Here is a 20,592-nt window from a genome sequence, read left to right on the forward strand (position 1 = left end):
TTCAGCAGAGCGTACATGCGGAATGTGGACGATGGTCTTAAGATCTGAATTCAAAACTTGATTGATCGCATCAATGTAACGACCACGGTAGAAGTGATAGCCGATGCCAAGGGTTTTTAAATGCTGATATCCGTTGAGTTGCTCGTAGTAGGTGTAGGTAACGCGATTGAACCGACCTTCATCCTCCGGATGAAGAACAGGCGCCGTGTCTCCTCTAAAATAGGAGCCGGTCATCGCTACGATGTGCGCCTTGTTCTCTTGCATTAGGGCGCGTACGACCTCGCCAAGCCGATTATTTTCATCGGCCGAGACGTGATGGAACTCGTCGATCGCAAGGACACTCGTAGCGAACGCTGAGGCACCAAGGGCATCAAACGCGAAGCGCAGGGTGGCATGGGTGCAGACCAGGATTTGATCTGGTGATGCCATGAAATCCTTGAACGCGGCCACTTTGCCAGCGGAGCCCGCCGCGTCGGTTAGGTTCCATTTGGGGTCAACTATCCAGTCCCGGAAGAAGCCGGTGTCGGTCAGCTTGGTCGACTTGAACGAATTACCGATCGAACGCTCCGGGACGGCGACGATGACCTTCGCCAGTCCTTGGTTCTCCAGCTTATCGAGACCGATAAACATCAAAGCCCGCGATTTCCCAGAGGCCGGAGGAGCCTTTACCAGCAGATACTGGGAATTTCGGGCATCGAAAGCCCGTGCCTGCATGGCGCGCATCCCAAACGAATTGGTCGATTGGCTTGCGCCCGTCTGACCGTACGTGACTGTGACGAAATCAGCCATCAGGCAGCCCCTTTGCTCTTGGTTTTTGTGGTGTCCTTCTTCATCGCCGCCCCGTAGAGCTTGAACAGATGCTGAAGCCTTTCGACATCGTCGGCGAATGGGCGCCCTATGTAGATAGTCTCTAGTGCGTCATCGAGAGACTTATGAGCATTTCGCAGGTTACTCGGCATATTGTCGGGATCATATAGCCAGGAAATCGTTTTGCCGGGATGCGTCTCGCGCGCGCCGAGCACTTCCACAGCAAGGTCCTCGAGTGACGCCTTCTGTTCGTCTGAGAGCTTCGGAATCGGAAACGTATTATAAACAAGCGTGTTGGAGTACCGGGGATCCATCTTGAATCGTCCGCCTACCGAAGCTCCCCACACATAGTGCAGCCGGGATGAGATGATCGAAAAGATGTATGGGTCGGCATCGTAGACCGCAAATGCCAGATCGGAGATCACGCTTCCAGCCTCGATGAAACCGGCTGTGATATAGAAACGCCGCTCTGACGTATTTTTGGGCACAATTATTGCGTCGCTTTCCTTATGCCTGACTTCAGCAAAGCGATAGGGCACCGCGGCGAGCTCAGCCGTACTCTCTCGATCACTGTCCGATCGAGCCGCCCTGACTGCTTCTATGCGAGTGCGGATCGGAGGGATTTCCTCCGCAGCTTCCACGTCGTGATCCTCGATCCATAGACACCATCTCTCAGTGCCCTTGGAGAATTCCTGCGAACCATAGAGGCGTTTGAAGAACTTCGTGGCTTCGGGATAGCGAGCCACTATTTCATCCTTCTCCGATGGGGATAAAAGGAGATTGCCTCCGTCATTGGCCATGCTGCCGAATGTCATGTCCTTCTCGAAGGAAATCGGAGCGCGCCTCTTCGTAACGAATAAATCCTCGCCTTCTACAAGATACGGACTGATGTTTGATACTCGGCGGTGATAGGCATCGCTATACAGAACCTTGTTAGTTTTGGAGATTGAGCGAATTCCGACGATGACGCACGTAACAGCCGCATTTTTTGCGGCGCTGTTCCGCCACTTGAACGGCTGATGGGCAAATCCGATCTCAAGCTCATTTTTGTAAATGATGGGCCAAAGGAGGGCCACTTGCTCCCCTTGGCAGATTGAGTTTGTTGTAACCAACGCGCACTGCGCTCTGCCTGATTTGCAGTAGTGCGCGGCTTTCACGTACCAGCAGGCGACGTAATCGAGGTTTTTGTAGCTGACTCCGAGAGGCGCGAAGATCTTCGCCATATCGGCTTTCTGTTCCTTCGTTTGATCAGCACGTCCCAGGTACGGAGGGTTGCCAACGATATACGTTTCCCGATCCTCGGTCAGAGGGCAGACCTGCGTCCAGTCGACAAACGCGGCATTGCCATGGACGATGTTACCGCTCTCTCGTAGCGGTAGGGCCGGAGGTGCCTTGCCGAACGTGGCCTTGAACATTTCGTTCATTTGGTATTCGGCGATCCACAGCGAGAGCTTTGCGGTTTCGGTTGCGAAGTCGGTGAGCTCGATGCCGTAGAATTGTGTGAGGGCGACTTCCGTCATCGGCAATGACCACTGCTTCGCGATAGCCTTTTGGCGCTCGAACACTCGCATTTCGAGTTTGCGTAGCTCTTTGTAGGCGATAATGAGGAAGTTGCCGGACCCGCAAGCCGGATCAAAAACTCGGAGGCTATAGATGCGCTGCAATAGTTTCTTGAGCTTGGGCTCGCTGTCTTTTGCCGTTTCGAATTCTTCTTCTAACGAGAGCAGAAATAGAGGCTGAAGAACCTTCATTATGTTGGGCACCGACGTATAATGCATGCCCATGTCTTCGCGCAGACCGGGCTGGGCGACAGCCTGGATCATCGATCCGAAAATATCAGGGTTGATGTCGCTCCAATTGAGTTCGCCACACTCCTTGAGCAGACGCCGTGCTCGCTTTGAAAATTTGGGGACTTGGGTTTTGTCCCGGAACAACCCGCCATTCACATAAGGGAATTGCTTCGCATAATCGGGAAGGTGACTCCTAGACTCCACCTTTGTGTTCATGGACTCAAATACGAGGTCAAGAACTGTCGCTGTGTCGGAGCCGTCTTCCTGAGTGCGGTTCATCAGGGTTGAAGTGAATACGTTCTTTTCGAAGATGGAAGTGTCTTCGGCAAAGAAGCAGAACAGAAGACGCGTCATAAATTGGTTCAGATCGTGCGTGTAGTCGCGCTCGATCCAATCAGCGTTGGCTTCGAGAATAGCGTCGTAGAGCTTGGCAACTCGACCCGTCGCTTTGATGTCGGCAGGGTTTTCAGTAGGTGCTTCGTACCGCTCGATATTCGCGAGCGGCAAAAAGAACATGAAATGTTCATTCAGCCTGGTGAAGCGAGGATCGATTGTTTGATCTGTCTTGAGATCCCGGCAATAAACGTCAGCGCCGTCAGTCACGAGCAGAAATCTGGGGTTGTGCTTTTTGACGAGCGGATCAGCCAACATCGCGTCCGCGACGTCCGGCAAGCTGCCGGTTGTGCTGCGATAAAACAGCTTGTTCTTCCACAGCACGTCTCCGGCCTCCACGGCGTGGTTTCCGGATCCCTGCTTGAGTTTCGTGAGCGTGGCTTTGGGCGCGTTATAGATTTCTAGGAAGCGATAGATAAAGGTCGCCGAATCGAATGGCTCATCAGCCAAGGCCTCAAGTTCCGTTTCGATTTGGGCAAAGTTCATCCCACCCCCCTGTTCAATTTGGTGCGGGCGGCCGGACTCGAACCGGCACAGGCCTTGCGGCCCCACGGATTTTCGTACCACTTCGGCTTTCGCCGCCGCCGACCTGGCGTTTGTGGTCTGGACTATCCCTTCACCCTGGCGATGTCCGCTGTAGGTGCTGCCCGTCTAGTCTCTACACCTTCCCCCTGGCGGGGGCTTGGCTCGGGATCGCCAGTGAAGGTTTCCCCGACTTTGAGCAGTTCTGCACCCGAGGTTTCCCCCGGGGCACTCAATGGCTTAAGTCCGATGCGTCTACCAGTTCCGCCACGCCCGCATCGAGTCTTCTATACGGCGCAAACGGGGTCCGGGCAAAGGAATACAGTCGATTCCGCACACGTATTGAGCAGCTTAGCGTAGGGTTTCCAGCTCGCCTCGGCGGATTTCCGCCACTTCCTTCTTCGGCGGCTTTTTCTTCCTGACGTTGATGGCGCTGGCGTCGAGCACGTCCTTGAGGTGAGCGGCATAGTACTTTTCGATCATCTCGACGCTGGTGCGGCAGTTCTTGGCCAGCATGTAGATGTCCGCGCCCTCCATCAGCCGGAAGCAGATGTACGTGTGCCGCAGGCTGTAAAGCGTCCGGGGCCGTCCTTCCCGGTCGTGCTTGAGGCCCAACTCAACGAGGATCTTGTTGAACATCGCGTGATGCGACTTGGGGAAGATCTTGTCGGTGGGCTGCGGCTTGTTGCGCTTCTTCAAGCGCTCAAACACCGGCACGGCATTCTGCGTGCTCTTGCAGGGCCCGTAGCCGCGCTTTCCGCGCACTTCAATCTCCAGGATCGTTTCCTGGGTGCCTTCATCGAAGGCCACAGTCACGTCGCGATATTCAAGCCGCAGGGCTTCGTCCGGCCGCAAGCCGGTGTTGCTCATGAAAAGGATGAGGTCGTGCAACTGCTCGCCCCACCACTTGTACTTATTGTTCTTGGGCTTTCGGGCCCTCCGCCCGGTCGCCTGGTAGAGCTGACGGTATTCGTCACGGGAGAACCAAGCGCGATGTGAAATCTTACCGTTCTTCCGGTAAGGCTCTGAAAGATCAGGGAGTGCCTTGAGCCATTGATGGCGTAGGGCAGTCTTGAGAATCTGCCGGAGGCAAACGATCTCCTGGTGCGTCGTCGTGCGGGCAGGTGGCTTTCCCCACCGCTCCTTGGCATCCGCAATCCGATGCATGCGGTACTCGTTCACGAGACCGCCAGTGATCTCCGACAGGCCTTTCTTGCCAAAGAAGGGAATGAGGTACTTGCGCGCCCGGCGCTCGTGGCCTTTGACGTAGATGGCGTTGCGCTGACCTTCCGTCAGCACGGGAAACTCCTCCAGAAACTTCTCAGCTGCTGCCTGAAAGGTCTTCTCCCGTTTACGAGCGGTGACCTTTTCCAGGTCACCGCTCCGCACCAGTCCCCGTAATTCGAGATACCACTGCTCGGCGACTTCCTCGGCCAGCCGCAGGTCATCCTTCTTCGTGGCGATCCGGTGTTGCCTTCCTTCGATCGTCGTTGACGCATGATACCAGCCGCGCTTCCCGCGGCGGTAAACGTGGACCTTGCCACCAAGGATGATGTGGCTCTTTTGCTTTTCGGCCCTTTGCAGCTCGACTTCGTCCATGACGCATCTTTCGTTGCTGCGCAGTCGATGCACGCCAAGCGTGCTAAACCGCGACTTGTGCTAACTTTGTGCTAAAGAAGAAAGCGCCGTCAATTCACCTAACGTGGTGATTTATCGTACGTTTTTTTCGTTAGTGATGCAATGGTATGGATTTTAAGTCCCTTGCGTCTACCAATTCCGCCACGTCCGCTTAGTCTCAGGAGATCAGATACTTAGCGCGTTTTCCGGAGAAGTGAAATTGGGATAATCTCCGGCCCGAACGCTCCCCACCTTTATGTGAGCGCGCGCGCCAAAGCAAAGCCTCAATGCGGACACTTGGGGTGTTTACTTGCGGCGGGCTTTAGGCGATCTCAACATAATCCACCTAACGAAGGTCTGATGCCCAACTCGTTGTCCCATCGCCGGTTATTCTCGCGCAGTCTTGCCGCGCTGGCGCTGGTTGCGCTTGGCGTCGGCCTGTCCGGCTGCGCCAGCATGAGCGATACCATTTCGCCGGCCTTCGCCGATCCCGCCAAATATGATCTCTACGATTGCAAGCAGCTCGAGCCGGAGCGCAAGAGCCTCGCCACGCGCACCGCGGAATTGCAGGGGCTGATGAGGAAGGCTGAAACCGGTGTCGCCGGCCCGGTGGTGGCGGAGATGGCCTACCGCAACGACTACATCGCGCTGCGCGGACAATCGAAGCTGGCCGAGGAGGCCTGGCAGAAGAACCGGTGTCATGAATCGCAACCGGAAGCCAGGCCGGCGCCGACCCCGCCGTCGATCGCGCCGGCTCCCACCGCCAAGAAGGGCCGTGCGAAGTCTAGCGGTTAGCTTGGCCCATACGTCCTAACCGGCGGGAGCATCCGCAAAGATTGCCTTGTCCTTCAGGATCACTTCCGCCGTGGCGGTGAAGTGAGCCGTGAGGAGGGCAGCCGCCTTGTCCGCATCGCCGCTCAGGGCAGCATTGAGGATCGCCTGGTGTTCGTCAGCGACATGCCGGCCGGGGAATGCCTTCTGAATCGAGAGGCGCCGATAGCGGTACAACTGGTCTGCCAGTTGGTCGCAAAACGCGACGAGAGACTTCGAACCGCATTGGGCGATCAAGGTGCGGTGAAAGGTCCGGTGCAATCGTTCCCATTCCGGATTGTCCTCGAACTGCTCTGCATTGAGCGACCGCGGCGTTCGGCTCAACCGGTGATGCGCCACGATGAGTGCTTCCTCCCATTGCGGCGTTGAGGCAGCCATGGCTTGCCGCAGCGCCAGGCTTTCAACCCAGCAGCGGGTCTTCGTCAGCTCTTCGAGTTCGGAGCGGCTGATCTGCGTGACATAGAAACCCCGTTGTTCGTGCGAGTCGACGAGCCCTTCAGCCGTGAGCCTGTTGAGGGCTTCGCGAAGCGGGGTCTGGCCGACCTGATACGCCTCCGTCAGAAACCGCATCTGCAGCTTGCGCCCGGGCTCGAGCCGCCCGGAAAGAAGGTCCTCCCGCAGCCTGTCATAGACATTGATGGTCTGTGTCGACGGCGCTGGCCGGGTCGCAGACGTGCTCATTTCCTTTCGCCGTTCCTTCCGCCTTGCGGGAGTCCACGAATCTGATCGCACCCGTACATCATATATATTCAACGAACTCCTCATGAAATCTATAAATTATAGTTTACACGATGATATTTGTAGAATATGCGTCGCCAAATCGCGAAATTTGTAGCCATCCAAGCGAATGGCTGCGGGGAAGGACGAGAAGGTGCCTGCGCAATGACCCGTTTCCCCGTCACAGCCCTGCGCAGCGTCGATCTCGGCACGCCGGATATCGATCGCGCGGAACGATTCTACACCTCGGTGTGGGGGCTGGAGGTCGTCGCCCGCGAGAAGGGCAGCGTCTATTTGCGGGCCACCGGCAGCGATCATCATGTCGTCGCGCTCCACGGCAGCGCGTGTCCCGAACTGCGCGCCGTAACTTTTCGCGTGGATTCGGCCGACGACTTTGCGGCGCTCGGCGCCAATGTCGTCGAGCAGGGCGGGCAGGTGCTGTCGCCGCCCGCTGCGAATGCCGCGCCGGATGGCGGCACTGTCATGACGGTGCGTGGGCCTGAGGGCGGCTTGCTGCGCTTCGTGCACGGCGATCGGCGCTTGGCGGAGCTGCCGCAGACCGGTTACCGGCCCGTGCGGCTCGCGCACGTCAATCTCAACAGCATCAATGTCGACGCGTCAGCAGCGTTCTACGTGAAGGCGCTGGGCTTTCGTCTGACCGATCGATCGAAGGCGATGGCCTTCGTCCGCTGCAACAGCGATCACCATGCCGTCGTGATCGCCGATGCGCCGGTCAACGGCCTCAACCACGTCGCCTTCCTGCTGCCCGACCTCGAAGCGGTGATGCGCGGCGCCGGGCGCCTGATCGATGCCGGCTTTCCGATCGCATGGGGAGTCGGCCGCCATGGTCCAGGCGACAACGTCTTCGCCTATTTCATCGACCCCGCCGGCTTCGTCATCGAATACACCGCCGAGGTGCTGCAGGTCGACGACAGCTATTTGGTGCGCGGCCCCGCCGAATGGACCTGGCCATCTGGCCGCACGGATCATTGGGGGATCGCTCCGCCCAAGGCAGACCACGTCAAGGCGGCGCAGGTGGCTGTGCCTTATGCCGCCATCTGATCTTCGTGAGAGTGAAAGCACCATGATTTCGAGCGCCGCGAAATCAAACGATTACCAGGTCGTGGTTGTCGGATTTGGGCCTACGGGCGCGGTAGCGACCAGTCTCCTCGGCAAGCGCGGCATCCGCACGCTAGCAATCGACCGACTGCGCACGGTGTATGACAAGCCGCGCGCCATCGCGATGGATCACGAAATTCTGCGCCTCTTGGATAATCTCGGCATCGCTGAACGCATCCTGCCACATGTCGCGCCGTTTCCGGCCTCGCAGCATTTCGGCGCTGCCGGCCAGTTGATCCGGCGCATCGACATGGTCCCCGAGCCTTATCCGCTGGGATACACGCCAACCATGGTGTTCACGCAGCCGCCAGTCGAAGCCGTGTTGCGCGAGAATGCCGCCTCTCATGAAAGCGTGAAGGTCGAGTTGGGAGCCGAGTTCGTCGGACTTGCGCAATCCGACACGGGCGTGAGGCTGGAATTGCTTGGCGACGACGGTGGCAGGCAAAGCGTCACAGCGGATTATGTGATCGCGTGCGACGGTGCCTCTAGCGAGGTTCGCGAGCAAGTCGGCATCGCCCTGGAGGACTTGGTCTTTGACGAGCCATGGCTGGTCGTCGACGTCCTGGTGAACGAGGAGACGCTCGGCAAGCTGCCGCAGACCGCGGCGCAGTATTGCGACCCGGCGCGGCCGACGACCTTCATCATCGGGCCGCGTAATCACCGGCGCTGGGAGATCATGCTGCTGCCTGGTGAGGATCCGCAGGAGATGCAGAAACCGGAACGGGTCTGGCAGCTCCTCGCGAAATGGCTCACACCGGACGAGGCGACGTTGTGGCGTGCGGCCAGCTACCGTTTCCACGCGCTGGTCGCTGCGGAGTGGCGGCGCAGCCGCGTCTTCCTCGCCGGCGATGCGGCCCATCAGCAGCCGCCGTTTATCGGGCAGGGCATGTGCCAGGGTCTGCGCGACAGCGCAAATCTAGTCTGGAAGCTCGATCAGGTCCTGCATGGGCATTGCGGCGAAGCGCTGCTCGATAGTTACGGCGAAGAGCGCGGCGACCACGTCCGCGAACTTACCACGCGGATCAAGGCGATCGGGCAGGTCATTTGCGAACGCGACCCAAAGGCAGCGCGCGAGCGCGATTTGCGTATCCTGGCGGAGGGAGGTGGGCAGGCCCGCACCATCACCCGTCAGGAAATCGTTCCGCCCTTGAGGAAAGGCCTGCTTGCCTCTACGGACGATTCCGCCAAGGGCACACTGTTTCCGCAGCCTCGCATCCTGAGCGATCACGGTCCCATACTGCTCGACACGGCCTTCGGCTCCGGATGGCGCCTTTGCATTGACGGCCGCGCGGCATTCGAATTGACCGACGTGGCCCAGCGACAGATCGACGAGCTGGGCCTGACAACCTTTCGCATTGGTGTCGCGCCGGAAGCTGATCGCGGCCGCATCGCCGTCGAACTCGACGGCGTGATGGCCGGATGGTTCGACCGGCATGGTTGCCGCGCCGCCATTGTCCGTCCCGACCACTACGTCTTCGGCGTAGCGCGCGACACGGCAACTCTCATCCGGCTCTTGCGCGAGCTCCGCGATCGTCTCGTCGATTCTCGACCAGAACCTCTCTCCATCACGACGCAAAGGTAATCAGATGAAACTGGCGACATTCAAAATGGCCGGCGGAGCCCCGACCTGGGGGCTGGTCGATGGCGAAGCCGTGCTCGATGTCGGTGCCGTGCTGGGCAGCCGCTACCCGACCTTGAAATCGGTTATCGTCGCCGATGCCTTTGCCGAGGTTGCCGCGGCTGCGGCGAAGGCCAAGTCCTACTCTCTCGCCGACATCACATGGCTGCCGGTGATTCCCGACCCCGACAAAATCCTCTGCATCGGCCTGAACTACGAGACGCACCGCAAGGAAACAGGCCGCTCGGAAGTCGCGAATCCAACGGTGTTCACCCGTTTCGCCAACAGCCAGACCGGACATCTGTCGCCGATCATCCGCCCACGGGTGTCACACGATCTCGATTTCGAAGGCGAGCTTGCCATCATCATCGGCAAGGCGGGCCGCTATATCCCGCAGGGCGAAGCATGGAGCCACATCGCGGGTTACGCCTGTTACAACGATGGCAGCGTCCGCGACTTCCAGCGCCACACCCACCAGTTCACGCCCGGCAAGAACTTCCCCGGCACCGGTGCCTTCGGGCCGTGGATGATGACCGCCGATGAGTTCGCCTTCCGCAAATCGCAGCGGCTGCAGACGCGCGTCAACGGCCAGGTCGTCCAGGAAGCCACGTTCGACCAGATGATCTTCGATGTACCCCGCATGATCGAATACTGCTCGACCTTCACTAGGCTTGAACCCGGCGATGTCATCGCGACCGGTACACCGGGCGGCGTCGGCGCCAAGCGTACTCCGCCGCTTTGGTTGAAGCCTGGCGATACGGTCGAGGTGGAGATCGACGATCTCGGAATCCTGCGCAACGGCGTGGCCGACGAGGCCTGAATTCACCGCGAATAACTCAAGACGGCATGAGCCCGGAGGACAACGGGCGGCCGCCGACAAAGGGGAGGAGCATCATGATCACGATCTCACGACGCATGTTGCTGGCCGGCGCGGCTCTTTCCATCGCGCTGCCGGCGCGGGCGCAGACCTGGCCGCAGCGCCCGGTGATGGTCGTCGTACCGCAGCCGGCGGGAAACAGTCCCGACATCCTCTGCAGGGTCATCGCCGAAAAGCTGTCGCGTGCGCTGGGGCAGCAATTCGTCGTCGACAACCGGCCGGGGGCAGCGAACCTCGTCGGCACGCAGGCGGTCGCGCGCGCCGCGCCCGACGGCCATACGTTTCTGTTCGCGACGTCGGCGGCGCTGGTCACCAATCCCTTCACGTTCAAGAGCCTGCCTTACGATCCGAGGAAGGACCTGGTTCCGATTGCCCTGGTGGCACGCAGCAATCATGTCCTGCTGGTCCATCCGGACCTCAAGGCGACGACATTGCCGGAATTGATCGCGCTCGAGCGGAAGGCGCCGGGCACGTTCAGCCTCGGCGTCGACGGACCTCGCAACCTTACGGGTCTGCTCGCCCAAGCCATCAACAAATATGGATCTGCCGAGTTCATCCTGGTTCCCTATAACAAGACCTCCCAGGCGGTGCAGGACACGGTGACGGGACGCATTCAGGCGACCCTTCAATCCGCGTCGGTGGCCGAGCCGTTCATCAAGGAGGGCTCGCTGCGGGCGATCGCGGTGGCGGGAAGCCGGCGCATCGCCTCGCTGCCCGATGTGCAGAGCATCTCCGAGACGCTCAAGAGCGTGGACCTGCAGGGTTGGTTCATGATGATGGCGCCAGCCGGCACGCCGCCGGACATCGTCCAGAAACTGAGCGCGGAAATCGACCGTATTCTGCGGGAGCCGGAGATGCAGGAACGCGCTCGGGTGCTCGGCTTCCAGACCGACGCCGGCAAGACCGCGAGCCCTTCCGAAGCGAAGCAATTCCTCGATACTGAATTTGCCGCCTCGGGAAGGGTCATCAAGGAACTTGGTATCGAGCCGGAGTAATCGGCCGCGACGGTTACGTGCAGCGGGGGCCGGGGCGGCGTCTCTACACCCGCCAATCGTAGATCCAGTTCTGCCGTGCCAGCATGCGCTCCGGTCCCATTGCCTTGATGGCGAGGTCGCGCGCCAGCGCCAGCGGTCCGGTGAGATGATAGATGCGCCCCTGCTGCCGGGCGGCGCGCTGCACGCGCAGCACGCGGCCGCGCCGCTGCCGGCCATAGCGCTTCAGCGCCGCCGGGATGCCTGCGATATTGTCGCCGGAGCCTTCGCTCAAGCATTTGGCGAGCACGGCGGCGTCCTCGATCGCCATTCCCGCGCCTTGGGCGGCAAACGGCAGCATCGCATGCGCGGCGTCGCCGAGCAGCGCGATGGCGCCGTCGGTCCATTCGCCGATATCAGGCAGGGTGAACAGCGCCCATCGCCGCCAGCCGTCGACCGCGCCGATCAGCATCCGCGCCGTCGCAGGCCAACGCTGTGAGGCGAACGCGCTCTTCAGTTCGTTGGCTTCGCCCGGTGCGCTCCAGCCCGGCCTGTTCCAGGTTCCCGGCACGATCGCGACCACGTTGATCTGCCGCGCCCCCGAGATCGGATAGGCGACCAGATGCGCATCCGGTCCCATCCAGAGCTGTACGCGGGCCGAGGTATATTCGCGCGGCAGCGTCGTCGCGTCGAGCGTGCCGCGCCAAGCGATCAGGCCGGAAAATTGCGGTTGCACCTCCGGGAACAAATGGTTCCGCACCGCGGACCAGATGCCGTCGGCACCGACCAGTGTCGTCGCCAGCTCCTGTTGCCGCGCATTGCCGCGGCGCTGCACCACGGTCAGTCCCTTGGCATGCGAAGTCACGTCTTCGAACTGGCAGCCGAGCCTGAGGTCGATGTCCGGATGGTCGCTGACCGCTGCCAGCAGGGCGGCTTGCAGATCGGCGCGGTGCATCACCCAATAGGGCGCGCCGGCGCGAAGGCTGGCGGCCTCGCCGAGGGGCAGGCGGGCGATCTCGCCGCCCGCGCGGGCACTCATGATGTTGATGGCCTCGGGCGTCACGGCCCGGGCTGCGAGCCGCGGGCGCAGGCCGAGATCAACCAGGATCCGGCTGGCGTTGGGCGAGAGTTGCAGGCCGGCGCCGGCTTCCTCGAGCCGTTCGGCCTTCTCCAGGATGATGACGCGAAAACCCTTGGCTGCGAGCGAAAGCGCTGCCGTCAGTCCCCCGATCCCGGCACCAGCAACGATGATGGTGCGCGCGGCAGCCACCGAAGGGTCAGGCGACCTTGTCCCTCAGGACGCATTCCGGCGGGCGGGCTTCGCCGGCGCCGAGGTCGGCGGCAAAGCGGTACAGCGTCGAGCAATAGGGGCAGATGATCTCGTTGTCGTTGCCGAGGTCGAGAAAGACGTGCGGATGGTCGAACGGCGGGTTGGCGCCCACGCACATGAATTCCTGCGAGCCGATCTCGATTACCGAGACCCCGGCGTCGTTATGGAAATGCGGGACGACATGGTCGGACATCAGTTTCACCTTGGATAGCAACGACGGGCGAACGCAATCAACACGACGCGGCAGGTTCGAAATGCCGCGCACCATAGTGGGGGGTGCCGATGATTCCTAGAGCCGATTCGGGATGTCCCGCCTCACATTTGCTCATGCAAATTCGACACAATCTTGTCGTCGGAGAAAAGCCCTTCTTTCGTCGGGGCAGTTGTGTCTTAAAAACGGCATACCATTTAGAGAAAGACGAAAACATTAGGCTTTTTTGGATGAGGCGATTGCGGCTCGGTTCGGCTCTGGCAGGAGCATTGGGATGCCTTGCGCTCAGCGTGGCGGTGTGCGCCGCGCTGTGGCCGCATGCCCGCGAGGCCGGCGCCGTTCTGGCCGCGCAGGACGACCCCGCGGCGCTGTCTGACATCCACATCAATTCCGCCCTGCGGAGCAATCAGGCGCTCATCACCGAGAACATCGAGGCCGCACTCGCGGAGGGCGATTCCGATCTCGCGAGCAGCTTTGTCGAACTCGCCCGCGACAAGGGTATCGTCGTCAGCGACGACCTGTCGAAGCGCGTCAGCGATGCTGTGACGGAGGCAGGTTCGGCGTCGCATTTTGCCAAGCGCTTTGCCACGGGTCTCGTAACCGGTAACGCCGACGACGTCGCGAGCCTGTCGGGAACGGTTGCCGGCGATCTCTTCGTGTTCGGCGACATCAGGGACGTCGTGCGCGAGGGCAAGCATCTGGCGACCGGCGAAGAAGTGGACCGACTGGTGCTGGGCCTGGCGACGGTGGGTCTCGCGGTGACCGCCGCGACCTACGTATCCGTCGGCGGCCTCGGGCCGGTGCGCGCCGGCCTTTCCATGGTCAAGGATGCTCGCAAGGTCGGACGGATCGGCGAGGGGCTGACGCAATGGGCCGGCCGGTCCGCGCGTGAGGTCGTCGATGCGCCCGTGCTGCAGCAGGCGGTTGCGAAGGGGTCGGTGCTGCGGCCCGGCGAGACCATCAGTGCGATCAGGGCGGCGTTCCGCGCCGAGAAGGCCGGCGCGCTGGTGCGGCTGGCAAAGGACGTTGGACGCGTCGGCGAAAAGGCCGGCACACGCGGCGCGCTCGATACGCTGCGGATAGCGCAAGGGCCGAAGGATGTCGCCCGCGCGGCGCGGCTTGCCGAATCCAAGGGCAGCCAGACCCGCGCGATTCTGAAGGTGCTCGGCCGCGGTGCGCTGCTGCTGGCGACCGGCGCCTTCAATCTGACGATGTGGGTGTTCGGCGCGCTGTTGGCGCTGTTCGGTTTTCTCTCATCGATCAAGGCGACCACCGAGCGGGCGACCGAAGCGTGGTTGCGTCGCAAGAAGGCGCGGCGCTTGCGACGGGAGGCGGCGGCAGCATGCTTGCCGTCCGCTCCGGCTCTGGCGGGCACTGTCGCGCAGGGCTAGACTTGCCGTCATTGCCAGGTCGCCCATTCTGATCCCCAAAAATGGAACTGATGATGCCGAGTTTTCGCAACGGCGCTGTCGAAATTGCCTATCTCGACGAAGGCGAGGGCGACCCGATCGTCCTGGTGCACGGCTTTGCTTCCAGCAAGAACGTGAACTGGGTTTATCCGACCTGGGTTTCCGATCTGAAGAAGGACGGCCGCCGCGTGATCGCGCTCGACAATCGCGGCCATGGCGAGTCCGAAAAGCTCTACGATTCCGAACAATACGAAATCGCCATCATGGCGAGCGATGTCATTGCGCTTTTGGATCATCTCGGAATCGAGCGCGCCGACATCATGGGCTATTCGCTGGGCTCGCGGATGACGGCAATATTGGCGCGCGAGCGGCCGCAGCGGCTGCGCTCGGCGATCCTCGGCGGCATCGGGATCGGGCTGATCGAGGGCGGGGGCCCCGGCGAGAACGTGGCGGTGGCGCTGGAGGCGCCATCGCTGGAGGACGTCACCGATCCGGTCGGGCGGACGTTTCGTGCTTTCGCCGATCAGACTCGCTCCGACCGTCGTGCGTTGGCCGCATGCCTGCGCGGTTCGCGCCGCTTGATGACGACGGAGGAGGCCGCCGGCATTGGCGTGCCGGTCCTGATCGCGGTCGGCACCAAGGACGAAATCGCCGGCTCAGCCGCGGCGCTCGGGAAAATCATTCCGGGCGCCGAGGTGCTCGACATTCCGAACCGCGATCACATGCGCGCGGTCGGCGACAAGGTCTACAAGGTCGGTGTCACCGACTTCCTGTCGCGACGACAATGAGCGTTCGCGTATGCCTTCACCGGCGAATTGCCTGACGGCCGCGATCAGCACCACGGTGGTCGCAAGCCACGCCATGCGTGCGCCGTAACGGTCATGCGGACCCGATATCACTGCGCAGATGAAGGCGTTGCCGAGCACGGCGAACGTGACCGTACCGGCGAGCAAAGTGAGATCGTCTGACGGCCGGCGCAGCACGCCGCGGCCGAACAGGATGACGGCCAGCAGCATCGACGCCAAGGCAACGGGGACGTGAATCCGGTTGATCGCGGTGAAGTCGAAATGCCAGCGCTGCTGCTGCGCCGCGCGCATCGGCTTCACCTGTGCGGGAAGAAAGCGCTCGATGATGCCGTAGGTATGGCCGAGCCAGACGCCGATGCCTTCGCCGGTGGCGACCTGCATCAGTTGCTGCGCCGTCCCCGTCAGCGCCGACTTGGCCTGCCAGGCCGGATACTCGGCCAGCGAATGCAGCACGATGAAGCCCATCTCGTCGTTCAGTCCCTGAAAGCGGCCAAGCGTGTTGAACATGCTGTTGCCCCACAGGAACTGGTCCGCCGTGGCGGGAAGCCGATCACGATAGGGGCAGAGCTTGAAGTTCTGCTTCGGACAATGATCGCGCAAATATTGCGCGACGATGCCGTCCTGCAGCATGCGGCCGAAGGCGACGCCATAACCGCCTGGCGTCCACGCCAGTTTGCCGGACAGTGCAAAATTGGTCGCGAGAAGCAGCGCAGCTCCGGCGACGATGGTGAGGCTGCCTTGCGTCAGTCCGGAAACGGAAATCCGCCCGCGCAGAAAAGGGCGCGCGATCCACCCCACGCAGCACAGTCCGAGCAGCACCGCGAGCGTTGCACTATGCGTCGCCGCGGCGAAAGCGGTGAGGCCGAACAGGAGGCATTTTTCCGGAATCGAGGTCCGTTCGCCCTGCTTGACCAGGATGAAAAGCGCGAGCACGGCGAGGCCGGCAAAAATATCGGTCAGAAGCGTGCTGGTCAGCCAGGGCAGCGAGGTGGTCAAGGCCAGCACGAGGCTCACGGCCAATAGCCGCAACGGCTGCGCCATGCCGAACACGCGCAGCGTCAACTGCAGGATCCACAGCGTTGCCAGCGCGTTGATCCCGAGGTTGATCCAAAAGCTCGAATCCTCGCCGAAATGCAGATAGAGGCCGAATGTCGTGGAGCGGCTGGGCACCAGATAGCCCTCGTACCACCGCGCCAGATAGCCGCCGGTGTCCCACTGGAGCAGGGGGTAGCCATTCCACAGGGCGGGGGCCAGCAACATCAAGGGGATGGCAATGGCCGCGATCCAGGCGGCCCGCGAGTCAGCCGCGGTCCGCGCCTGCAAAATCTGCGTGCTGATGTGACTTTCCCCCATTAGCCCCAGCATCCGGGAATGGCTGGCCGGCTGAAATTGACCAATAGTCGGACATCATCCGGCTTGATTTCCGGAATTGGCTGACCACCTTGAACTAACCCCGAACGGCATTTGGCGGTGGTTTACTTTGCCGGAGCCTGCCCGGGGACAGAAGCCCGCCCGCCGTGCTATAATATCGGTCAACCAAGCGAATTTGCGAGAGCCATCATGGCAGTGCATCAAGTCAATCCGCAAGCCTCGAAGATTGCCGCGCTCGATCCGATCTGGGACCGCATCCGGGGTGAGGCGGAAGACATCGTCCGCCGCGAGCCCGAGCTTGCTTCCTTCATCTATTCGACCGTGCTGCATCACGACCGCCTCGAAGATTCGGTGGTGCATCGTCTCGCCGAGCGGCTCGATCATTCGGCGCTATCGGGCGATTTGATCCGCCAGACCTATGACGAGGCGCTGCGCGACGAACCTGATCTCGGCAATGCGTTTCGCGCCGACCTGGTCGCGGTCTACGATCGCGACCCCGCAACCTCGCGCTTCATCGATCCGTTGCTCTACTTCAAGGGCTTTCACGCGCTGCAGACCCATCGTCTGGCGCACTGGCTCTATCAAAAGGGCCGCAAGGATTTCGCCTATTATCTGCAGAGCCGCTCGTCGGCGGTGTTTCAGACCGACATCAACCCCGCCGCCAAAATCGGCCGCGGTATTTTCCTCGATCATGCTACCGGCTTCGTCTGCGGCGAGACCGCGGTGATCGACGACGACGTTTCGATCCTACACGGCGTCACGCTGGGTGGCACCGGCAAGGAGAACGAGGACCGTCATCCGAAGATCAGGCGCGGCGTGCTGATCGGGGCGGGCGCAAAGATTCTCGGCAATATCGAGATTGGCCATTGCGCACGCATCGCGGCAGGCTCGGTGGTGGTCAAGCCGGTGCCGCACAACGTGACGGTTGCCGGCGTTCCCGCCAAGATCGTCGGCGAAGCCGGCTGTGCGGAGCCGTCGCGCACCATGGATCAGATGCTCGGCGCAATCGGCCTTTGATTTTCCACACTTTCTGCCAGCCGTATTTGTGAAGTTACGGCTGGTAGTCTGCGCCGTCTCGTCCTAAAAACCTCCCGGAAATTCAGAGAATCCGATTGGAGACCGCCGTGGACGTTCAGGAAGTCAGGAAGCTCGACGCTTATCTCAAGCGCGTATTCGGAAATCCCAAGATCCGCGTCGTGCCGCGCCCGAAGAAGGACGACTCTGCCGAAGTCTATATCGGCGAGGAATTCATCGGCGTGCTGTTCGTCGATGACGAGGACGACGACCGTTCGTTCCAGTTCCAGATGGCGATCCTCGAGGAAGATCTCGCCGACGTTGGGTGAGGCGCGTGCCGCGATGTCGCAGGATGGGCAAAGCGAAGCGTGCCCACCAATCCATCTCACGTGTTGAGAATTGTCGTGGTGCGCACGGGCGCGGTGCGCCTTTGCCCACCCCACGAGTTGCAGACCTCATCCTGAGGAGCCGCGATAGCGGCGTCTCGAAGGATGAATGGCACCAGCGGGGCCACATGGTTCGAGACGGCNAGGCGCCTCCTCACCATGAGGGTCCAATAGTTACAACGGCGGTTCGCTATCCCCTCGGCCCGCGCATCTGCGCCGTCAGCCGCTCCATCGCATTCCCTACGTCGCGCCATTGCGACAGCCAGCTCCGTGGAAAACGAAACGTCAGGTCGGCGCCATCGACGCGGCGCTCGCTCAGGCACATGCCGGGCGTTAGCCCATCGCGCGTGCAGCGCGCATTGAGGTCCGGCGCGCCGGCGGAGAACAGGTCCTCATTGGCGTAGGGCGAGCCGTCGCGAAAGGCGCGCATCGTCAATCCATCATTGATCGGCGTTGCGGCCTGGTCGAGGTAGCGCGGATAGATCGTGCGGACCCGCATATCCGGCGCCAGCGCATCGCGATGAGCCGATATCGAGACGAAGATCCGGTCGATCGGCTGCGCCTTTTCCTCCACCGTATCGGCGCTGACATGCTTCGGCGCATCCGGCGGTTCGAGCGAGGGGAAGACGAAGCTGAGATCGACACGCTCCTGCGGGCCGGAGTGGCGCTGGATCTTGCGGCGGATGGCGGCTGTCGGCACGTTGAAGAGCGTGGCGCCGACGCTGACCGGCAACCGGTCGGGGGCGCTGGCGGGCCGCGCTGCCCAGGTCGGCCACAGCAAATAGGCGACCAGCGCAACGGCGCCCGCAGCAATGGTTACCGCGACCATGATCAGGATCATGTGCGAGCGTGGGTCCCTGCGGGTGTCGCGGGCGAGGTGCTGGGCCGTCGAAAGCAGGGTCATGAACGAAGCATGGGTCGGGGAGGCGCGAGGCGAATCATCTCGCGAATATGCCATGGGGCGCGTGAATTCCTCATGATTTCGCGGGAGTCGAGCCCCCTCAAGCCATGCGCAAACGAGGTCCCGGCGGCCCGCTGTTAACCTTTCCTTAAGGATGCTGTGGCGGCCGCCGGCCAATTTTGCGAAAGCAGGGCGCGCGGTTTGTCGAGTAGTGGAAGTTGTCATGTCGCCCGAAGCGTTGAATTCCCTGTTCGCCCTGTGCATCGGCTTTGCGTTCGCAGGCGCGCTCGCCAGCGGCTATCAGGCGATGGCGGAGCGGCCGGCGGGATTCGGGCTGCTGGGCGAGGGCGTGGCGCCGAAGACATTTGCGGCCGTGCCGTTTCTGGTTTTCGCCGCACCCTTCATCATCATGCGCAACACCTTGCGCGGCGCGAAGATCGAGCGCCGCCGCTTCGAATTCGTGATGATGGCGACCGTGCTTTCCGGATTCTGGAGCATGATGTCCGGCACGTTCTTCCTAATGACGCTGCGTGCGGCGGGCGTGCTGGCCTGAGGGGGCCCCGGCCTGTTCGCTTGATCCCCTGCCTGCCGCTGTGCCAAGGTCTCCGTCAACGGAGACCTTTTTGCTATGGCGATCTACGAACTCGACGGGCAAGGGCCTGAACTGCCCGCCAACGGAAACTATTTCATCGCAGATACCGCTGTCGTGATCGGCAAGGTGCGGCTGCTGAATTCCGCCAGCGTGTGGTTCGGCGCAGTGTTGCGCGGCGACAATGAGTGGATCGAGATCGGCGAGGGTTCCAACGTGCAGGACAATTCCACCTGCCACACCGACCGCGGCTTTCCGCTCACGATCGGCAAGAACTGCACCGTCGGCCACAATGTCATCCTGCACGGATGCACGCTCGAGGACGACGCGCTCGTCGGCATGGGCTCGATCGTGATGAACGGCGCGCGGATCCGCCGCGGCAGCATTGTCGGCGCGGGGGCGGTCGTCACCGAAGGCAAGGAATACCCGGAATATTCCCTGATCATCGGCTCGCCCGCGCGCGTGGTCCGCACCTTGTCGCCCGAGCAGGTGACGGCGATGGGAAGTGCGGCGAAATTCTATGCGCTCAACGGACCGCGATTCAAAAATGGACTGAAGAAGATCGGCTAAGACCCGCAGGTCTGTATCCAACATTCAACGTGGCTCAGGAGCCTTCGCTTTCGTTGGCCTCGCGAGGGCCGGCCACCTTTTCATGGCCGGCCGCCCAGAGTGCATGCTCATCGCTGCCATCCTGATAGGGATTGGCTCCCGCCGGAATGTTCTGGCGCGCGGCGCGCTGGCCTTCCTCGAAAGGGTCCGGGTCGGAATTCATGATGGCGTCCTCCCGGTTTTCGATCTCGCCTTCCGCGCGCTGACCTTCGAAACGCCGGCGCTCTTTTTCAGCGCATCCTTGAGGTCGATGGGAATGCCGTGCTTCTTGAAGAGGTCCGCAAAAGCCTCGTCGGCCAGTTCCTGAAATGTCGCCATCCGGTCGCGTGCAAGCTGTTTGAGCTTGTCGAACGTGTCGTCGTCGAAGGCGATCAATTTGCGCAAGCGCGATCACTCCGGGCGTCGAGCGGTTGTGAATGAATGATCTGGCGCGGAAATCGTTCCGGCAGGAACCAGGTCCGGTAGCCATCGTTGCTCCGAAAAGGAGATTTCCGATGAAGCTGGCGTCTGTAACGGCCGCAGTTGCGGCCATCGCAATCCTGATATCCCCGGCCTTGTCGCTCGCCCAGAGCGGAAGTGGAAGTAGCGGCGGGACCGGAGGAGGCTCGAGCACTGGCGGAGCCAGTGCAGGCGGCGCGGCGAGCGGTCCTTCCGCGGGCAGCAGCAGCGCCGCCGGCTCGCCGAGCGCGGGCTCGGCGGGGGCG

General features: G+C 61.6%; 20 protein-coding genes and 2 pseudogenes. 12 read left to right on the forward strand and 10 right to left on the reverse strand.

Annotation, left to right across the window (positions count from 1 at the left end):
• From CQ14_RS44775 to CQ14_RS23380, 3 genes are all read right to left on the reverse strand, one after another.
• Positions 1 to 789: DEAD/DEAH box helicase (locus CQ14_RS44775; RefSeq protein WP_199805596.1), on the reverse strand; the 789-nt coding region annotated here is incomplete at its 3' end.
• Positions 789 to 3,476: a DNA methyltransferase gene (locus CQ14_RS23375; protein WP_057860195.1), complete on the reverse strand. Its 2,688-nt coding sequence runs from the start codon at positions 3,474 to 3,476 to the stop codon at positions 789 to 791. The genes CQ14_RS44775 and CQ14_RS23375, both read right to left, overlap by 1 nt.
• 387 nt (positions 3,477 to 3,863) lie before the next feature.
• Positions 3,864 to 5,111: a tyrosine-type recombinase/integrase gene (locus CQ14_RS23380; protein ID WP_057860196.1), complete on the reverse strand. Its 1,248-nt coding sequence runs from the start codon at positions 5,109 to 5,111 to the stop codon at positions 3,864 to 3,866.
• Between the two features lie 378 nt (positions 5,112 to 5,489).
• Here CQ14_RS23380 and CQ14_RS23385 point away from each other — a divergent pair, with 378 nt between their 5' ends.
• Positions 5,490 to 5,924 (forward strand): hypothetical protein, encoded by a 435-nt coding sequence (locus tag CQ14_RS23385; RefSeq protein WP_057860197.1) that lies wholly within the window; start codon positions 5,490 to 5,492, stop codon positions 5,922 to 5,924.
• Between the two features lie 15 nt (positions 5,925 to 5,939).
• On the opposite strand, the gene CQ14_RS23390 is transcribed toward CQ14_RS23385, so the two are convergent.
• On the reverse strand, positions 5,940 to 6,641 hold the full coding sequence (locus tag CQ14_RS23390) for a GntR family transcriptional regulator (RefSeq protein WP_057860198.1): 702 nt from the start codon (positions 6,639 to 6,641) through the stop codon (positions 5,940 to 5,942).
• Positions 6,642 to 6,842: 201 nt separating this feature from the next.
• On the opposite strand from CQ14_RS23390, the gene CQ14_RS23395 reads away from it, so the two are divergent.
• The 4 genes from CQ14_RS23395 to CQ14_RS23410 all read left to right on the forward strand — a co-directional run bounded on the left by CQ14_RS23395 (position 6,843) and on the right by CQ14_RS23410 (position 11,286).
• The gene (locus CQ14_RS23395) at positions 6,843 to 7,739 is read left to right on the forward strand and encodes a VOC family protein (protein WP_057860199.1); all 897 of its coding nucleotides are present in this window, start codon (positions 6,843 to 6,845) and stop codon (positions 7,737 to 7,739) included.
• A gap of 22 nt (positions 7,740 to 7,761) precedes the next feature.
• Positions 7,762 to 9,378, forward strand: a complete 1,617-nt coding sequence (mhpA, locus tag CQ14_RS23400) for a bifunctional 3-(3-hydroxy-phenyl)propionate/3-hydroxycinnamic acid hydroxylase MhpA (protein ID WP_057860200.1) — start codon at positions 7,762 to 7,764, stop codon at positions 9,376 to 9,378.
• Between the two features lie 4 nt (positions 9,379 to 9,382).
• Positions 9,383 to 10,234 (forward strand): fumarylacetoacetate hydrolase family protein, encoded by an 852-nt coding sequence (locus CQ14_RS23405; protein ID WP_057860201.1) that lies wholly within the window; start codon positions 9,383 to 9,385, stop codon positions 10,232 to 10,234.
• Positions 10,235 to 10,308: 74 nt separating this feature from the next.
• Positions 10,309 to 11,286, forward strand: coding sequence for a Bug family tripartite tricarboxylate transporter substrate binding protein (locus tag CQ14_RS23410; RefSeq protein ID WP_057860202.1), 978 nt, complete (start codon positions 10,309 to 10,311; stop codon positions 11,284 to 11,286).
• Positions 11,287 to 11,329: 43 nt separating this feature from the next.
• Here CQ14_RS23410 and CQ14_RS23415 read toward each other — a convergent pair whose 3' ends face one another.
• Positions 11,330 to 12,532 carry an FAD-dependent monooxygenase gene (locus CQ14_RS23415; protein ID WP_057860203.1) on the reverse strand — a complete coding sequence of 401 codons (1,203 nt, stop codon included), beginning with the start codon at positions 12,530 to 12,532 and terminating at the stop codon, positions 11,330 to 11,332.
• 7 nt (positions 12,533 to 12,539) lie between these two features.
• Entirely contained in the window at positions 12,540 to 12,785 is a 246-nt protein-coding gene (locus CQ14_RS23420; RefSeq protein WP_057860210.1) for a zinc-finger domain-containing protein, read from the reverse strand.
• Between the two features lie 248 nt (positions 12,786 to 13,033).
• On the opposite strand from CQ14_RS23420, the gene CQ14_RS23425 reads away from it, so the two are divergent.
• Together CQ14_RS23425 and CQ14_RS42490 are read left to right on the forward strand one after the other, a co-directional pair.
• Positions 13,034 to 14,194 (forward strand): hypothetical protein, encoded by a 1,161-nt coding sequence (locus tag CQ14_RS23425; RefSeq protein WP_057860204.1) that lies wholly within the window; start codon positions 13,034 to 13,036, stop codon positions 14,192 to 14,194.
• Positions 14,195 to 14,247: 53 nt separating this feature from the next.
• Positions 14,248 to 15,000: an alpha/beta fold hydrolase gene (locus CQ14_RS42490; RefSeq protein WP_082650003.1), complete on the forward strand. Its 753-nt coding sequence runs from the start codon at positions 14,248 to 14,250 to the stop codon at positions 14,998 to 15,000.
• Between the two features lie 15 nt (positions 15,001 to 15,015).
• Here CQ14_RS42490 and CQ14_RS23430 read toward each other — a convergent pair.
• Positions 15,016 to 16,371 (reverse strand): annotated as a pseudogene (locus CQ14_RS23430) (hypothetical protein); the annotation flags it as partial.
• Positions 16,372 to 16,578: 207 nt separating this feature from the next.
• Here CQ14_RS23430 and cysE point away from each other — a divergent pair.
• Positions 16,579 to 17,406 carry a serine O-acetyltransferase gene (gene cysE / locus CQ14_RS23435; RefSeq protein ID WP_057860206.1) on the forward strand — a complete coding sequence of 276 codons (828 nt, stop codon included), beginning with the start codon at positions 16,579 to 16,581 and terminating at the stop codon, positions 17,404 to 17,406.
• 107 nt (positions 17,407 to 17,513) lie between these two features.
• On the forward strand, positions 17,514 to 17,732 hold the full coding sequence (locus CQ14_RS23440; RefSeq protein WP_025590201.1) for a DUF3126 family protein: 219 nt from the start codon (positions 17,514 to 17,516) through the stop codon (positions 17,730 to 17,732).
• Between the two features lie 247 nt (positions 17,733 to 17,979).
• Here the strand turns inward: CQ14_RS23440 and CQ14_RS23445 are convergent, their stop codons facing one another.
• On the reverse strand, positions 17,980 to 18,693 hold the full coding sequence (locus CQ14_RS23445) for a hypothetical protein (protein ID WP_057860211.1): 714 nt from the start codon (positions 18,691 to 18,693) through the stop codon (positions 17,980 to 17,982).
• A gap of 220 nt (positions 18,694 to 18,913) precedes the next feature.
• On the opposite strand from CQ14_RS23445, the gene CQ14_RS23450 reads away from it, so the two are divergent.
• Together CQ14_RS23450 and CQ14_RS23455 are read left to right on the forward strand one after the other, a co-directional pair.
• Positions 18,914 to 19,243 carry a DUF6949 family protein gene (locus CQ14_RS23450; RefSeq protein WP_057860212.1) on the forward strand — a complete coding sequence of 110 codons (330 nt, stop codon included), beginning with the start codon at positions 18,914 to 18,916 and terminating at the stop codon, positions 19,241 to 19,243.
• Positions 19,244 to 19,318: 75 nt separating this feature from the next.
• On the forward strand, positions 19,319 to 19,849 hold the full coding sequence (locus tag CQ14_RS23455; protein ID WP_057860207.1) for a gamma carbonic anhydrase family protein: 531 nt from the start codon (positions 19,319 to 19,321) through the stop codon (positions 19,847 to 19,849).
• Between the two features lie 34 nt (positions 19,850 to 19,883).
• On the opposite strand, the gene CQ14_RS44780 is transcribed toward CQ14_RS23455, so the two are convergent.
• Together CQ14_RS44780 and CQ14_RS23460 are read right to left on the reverse strand one after the other, a co-directional pair.
• Positions 19,884 to 20,051, reverse strand: a complete 168-nt coding sequence (locus CQ14_RS44780) for a hypothetical protein (protein WP_199805597.1) — start codon at positions 20,049 to 20,051, stop codon at positions 19,884 to 19,886.
• Entirely contained in the window at positions 20,048 to 20,272 is a 225-nt protein-coding gene (locus tag CQ14_RS23460) for a hypothetical protein (protein WP_057860208.1), read from the reverse strand. Before CQ14_RS23460 ends, CQ14_RS44780 begins: the two co-directional genes overlap by 4 nt.
• 110 nt (positions 20,273 to 20,382) lie before the next feature.
• Here CQ14_RS23460 and CQ14_RS45330 point away from each other — a divergent pair.
• Positions 20,383 to 20,592, forward strand: a pseudogene (locus tag CQ14_RS45330) (hypothetical protein); the annotation flags it as partial.

Source organism: Bradyrhizobium lablabi (genome assembly GCF_001440475.1).
Taxonomy (GTDB): domain Bacteria; phylum Pseudomonadota; class Alphaproteobacteria; order Rhizobiales; family Xanthobacteraceae; genus Bradyrhizobium; species Bradyrhizobium lablabi.

Excerpts from the sequence above, each read along its gene's own strand:
- CQ14_RS23375 (WP_057860195.1), bottom strand. The coding sequence starts at position 3,476 with ATGAACTTTGCCCAAATCGAAACGGAACTTGAGGCCTTGGCTGATGAG.
- CQ14_RS23380 (WP_057860196.1), bottom strand. The coding sequence starts at position 5,111 with ATGGACGAAGTCGAGCTGCAAAGGGCCGAAAAGCAAAAGAGCCACATC.
- CQ14_RS23385 (WP_057860197.1), top strand. The coding sequence starts at position 5,490 with ATGCCCAACTCGTTGTCCCATCGCCGGTTATTCTCGCGCAGTCTTGCC.
- CQ14_RS23390 (WP_057860198.1), bottom strand. The coding sequence starts at position 6,641 with ATGAGCACGTCTGCGACCCGGCCAGCGCCGTCGACACAGACCATCAAT.
- CQ14_RS23395 (WP_057860199.1), top strand. The coding sequence starts at position 6,843 with ATGACCCGTTTCCCCGTCACAGCCCTGCGCAGCGTCGATCTCGGCACG.
- mhpA (WP_057860200.1), top strand. The coding sequence starts at position 7,762 with ATGATTTCGAGCGCCGCGAAATCAAACGATTACCAGGTCGTGGTTGTC.
- CQ14_RS23405 (WP_057860201.1), top strand. The coding sequence starts at position 9,383 with ATGAAACTGGCGACATTCAAAATGGCCGGCGGAGCCCCGACCTGGGGG.
- CQ14_RS23410 (WP_057860202.1), top strand. The coding sequence starts at position 10,309 with ATGATCACGATCTCACGACGCATGTTGCTGGCCGGCGCGGCTCTTTCC.
- CQ14_RS23420 (WP_057860210.1), bottom strand. The coding sequence starts at position 12,785 with ATGTCCGACCATGTCGTCCCGCATTTCCATAACGACGCCGGGGTCTCG.
- CQ14_RS23425 (WP_057860204.1), top strand. The coding sequence starts at position 13,034 with ATGAGGCGATTGCGGCTCGGTTCGGCTCTGGCAGGAGCATTGGGATGC.
- CQ14_RS42490 (WP_082650003.1), top strand. The coding sequence starts at position 14,248 with ATGCCGAGTTTTCGCAACGGCGCTGTCGAAATTGCCTATCTCGACGAA.
- cysE (WP_057860206.1), top strand. The coding sequence starts at position 16,579 with ATGGCAGTGCATCAAGTCAATCCGCAAGCCTCGAAGATTGCCGCGCTC.
- CQ14_RS23445 (WP_057860211.1), bottom strand. The coding sequence starts at position 18,693 with ATGACCCTGCTTTCGACGGCCCAGCACCTCGCCCGCGACACCCGCAGG.
- CQ14_RS23450 (WP_057860212.1), top strand. The coding sequence starts at position 18,914 with ATGTCGCCCGAAGCGTTGAATTCCCTGTTCGCCCTGTGCATCGGCTTT.
- CQ14_RS23455 (WP_057860207.1), top strand. The coding sequence starts at position 19,319 with ATGGCGATCTACGAACTCGACGGGCAAGGGCCTGAACTGCCCGCCAAC.
- CQ14_RS44780 (WP_199805597.1), bottom strand. The coding sequence starts at position 20,051 with ATGAATTCCGACCCGGACCCTTTCGAGGAAGGCCAGCGCGCCGCGCGC.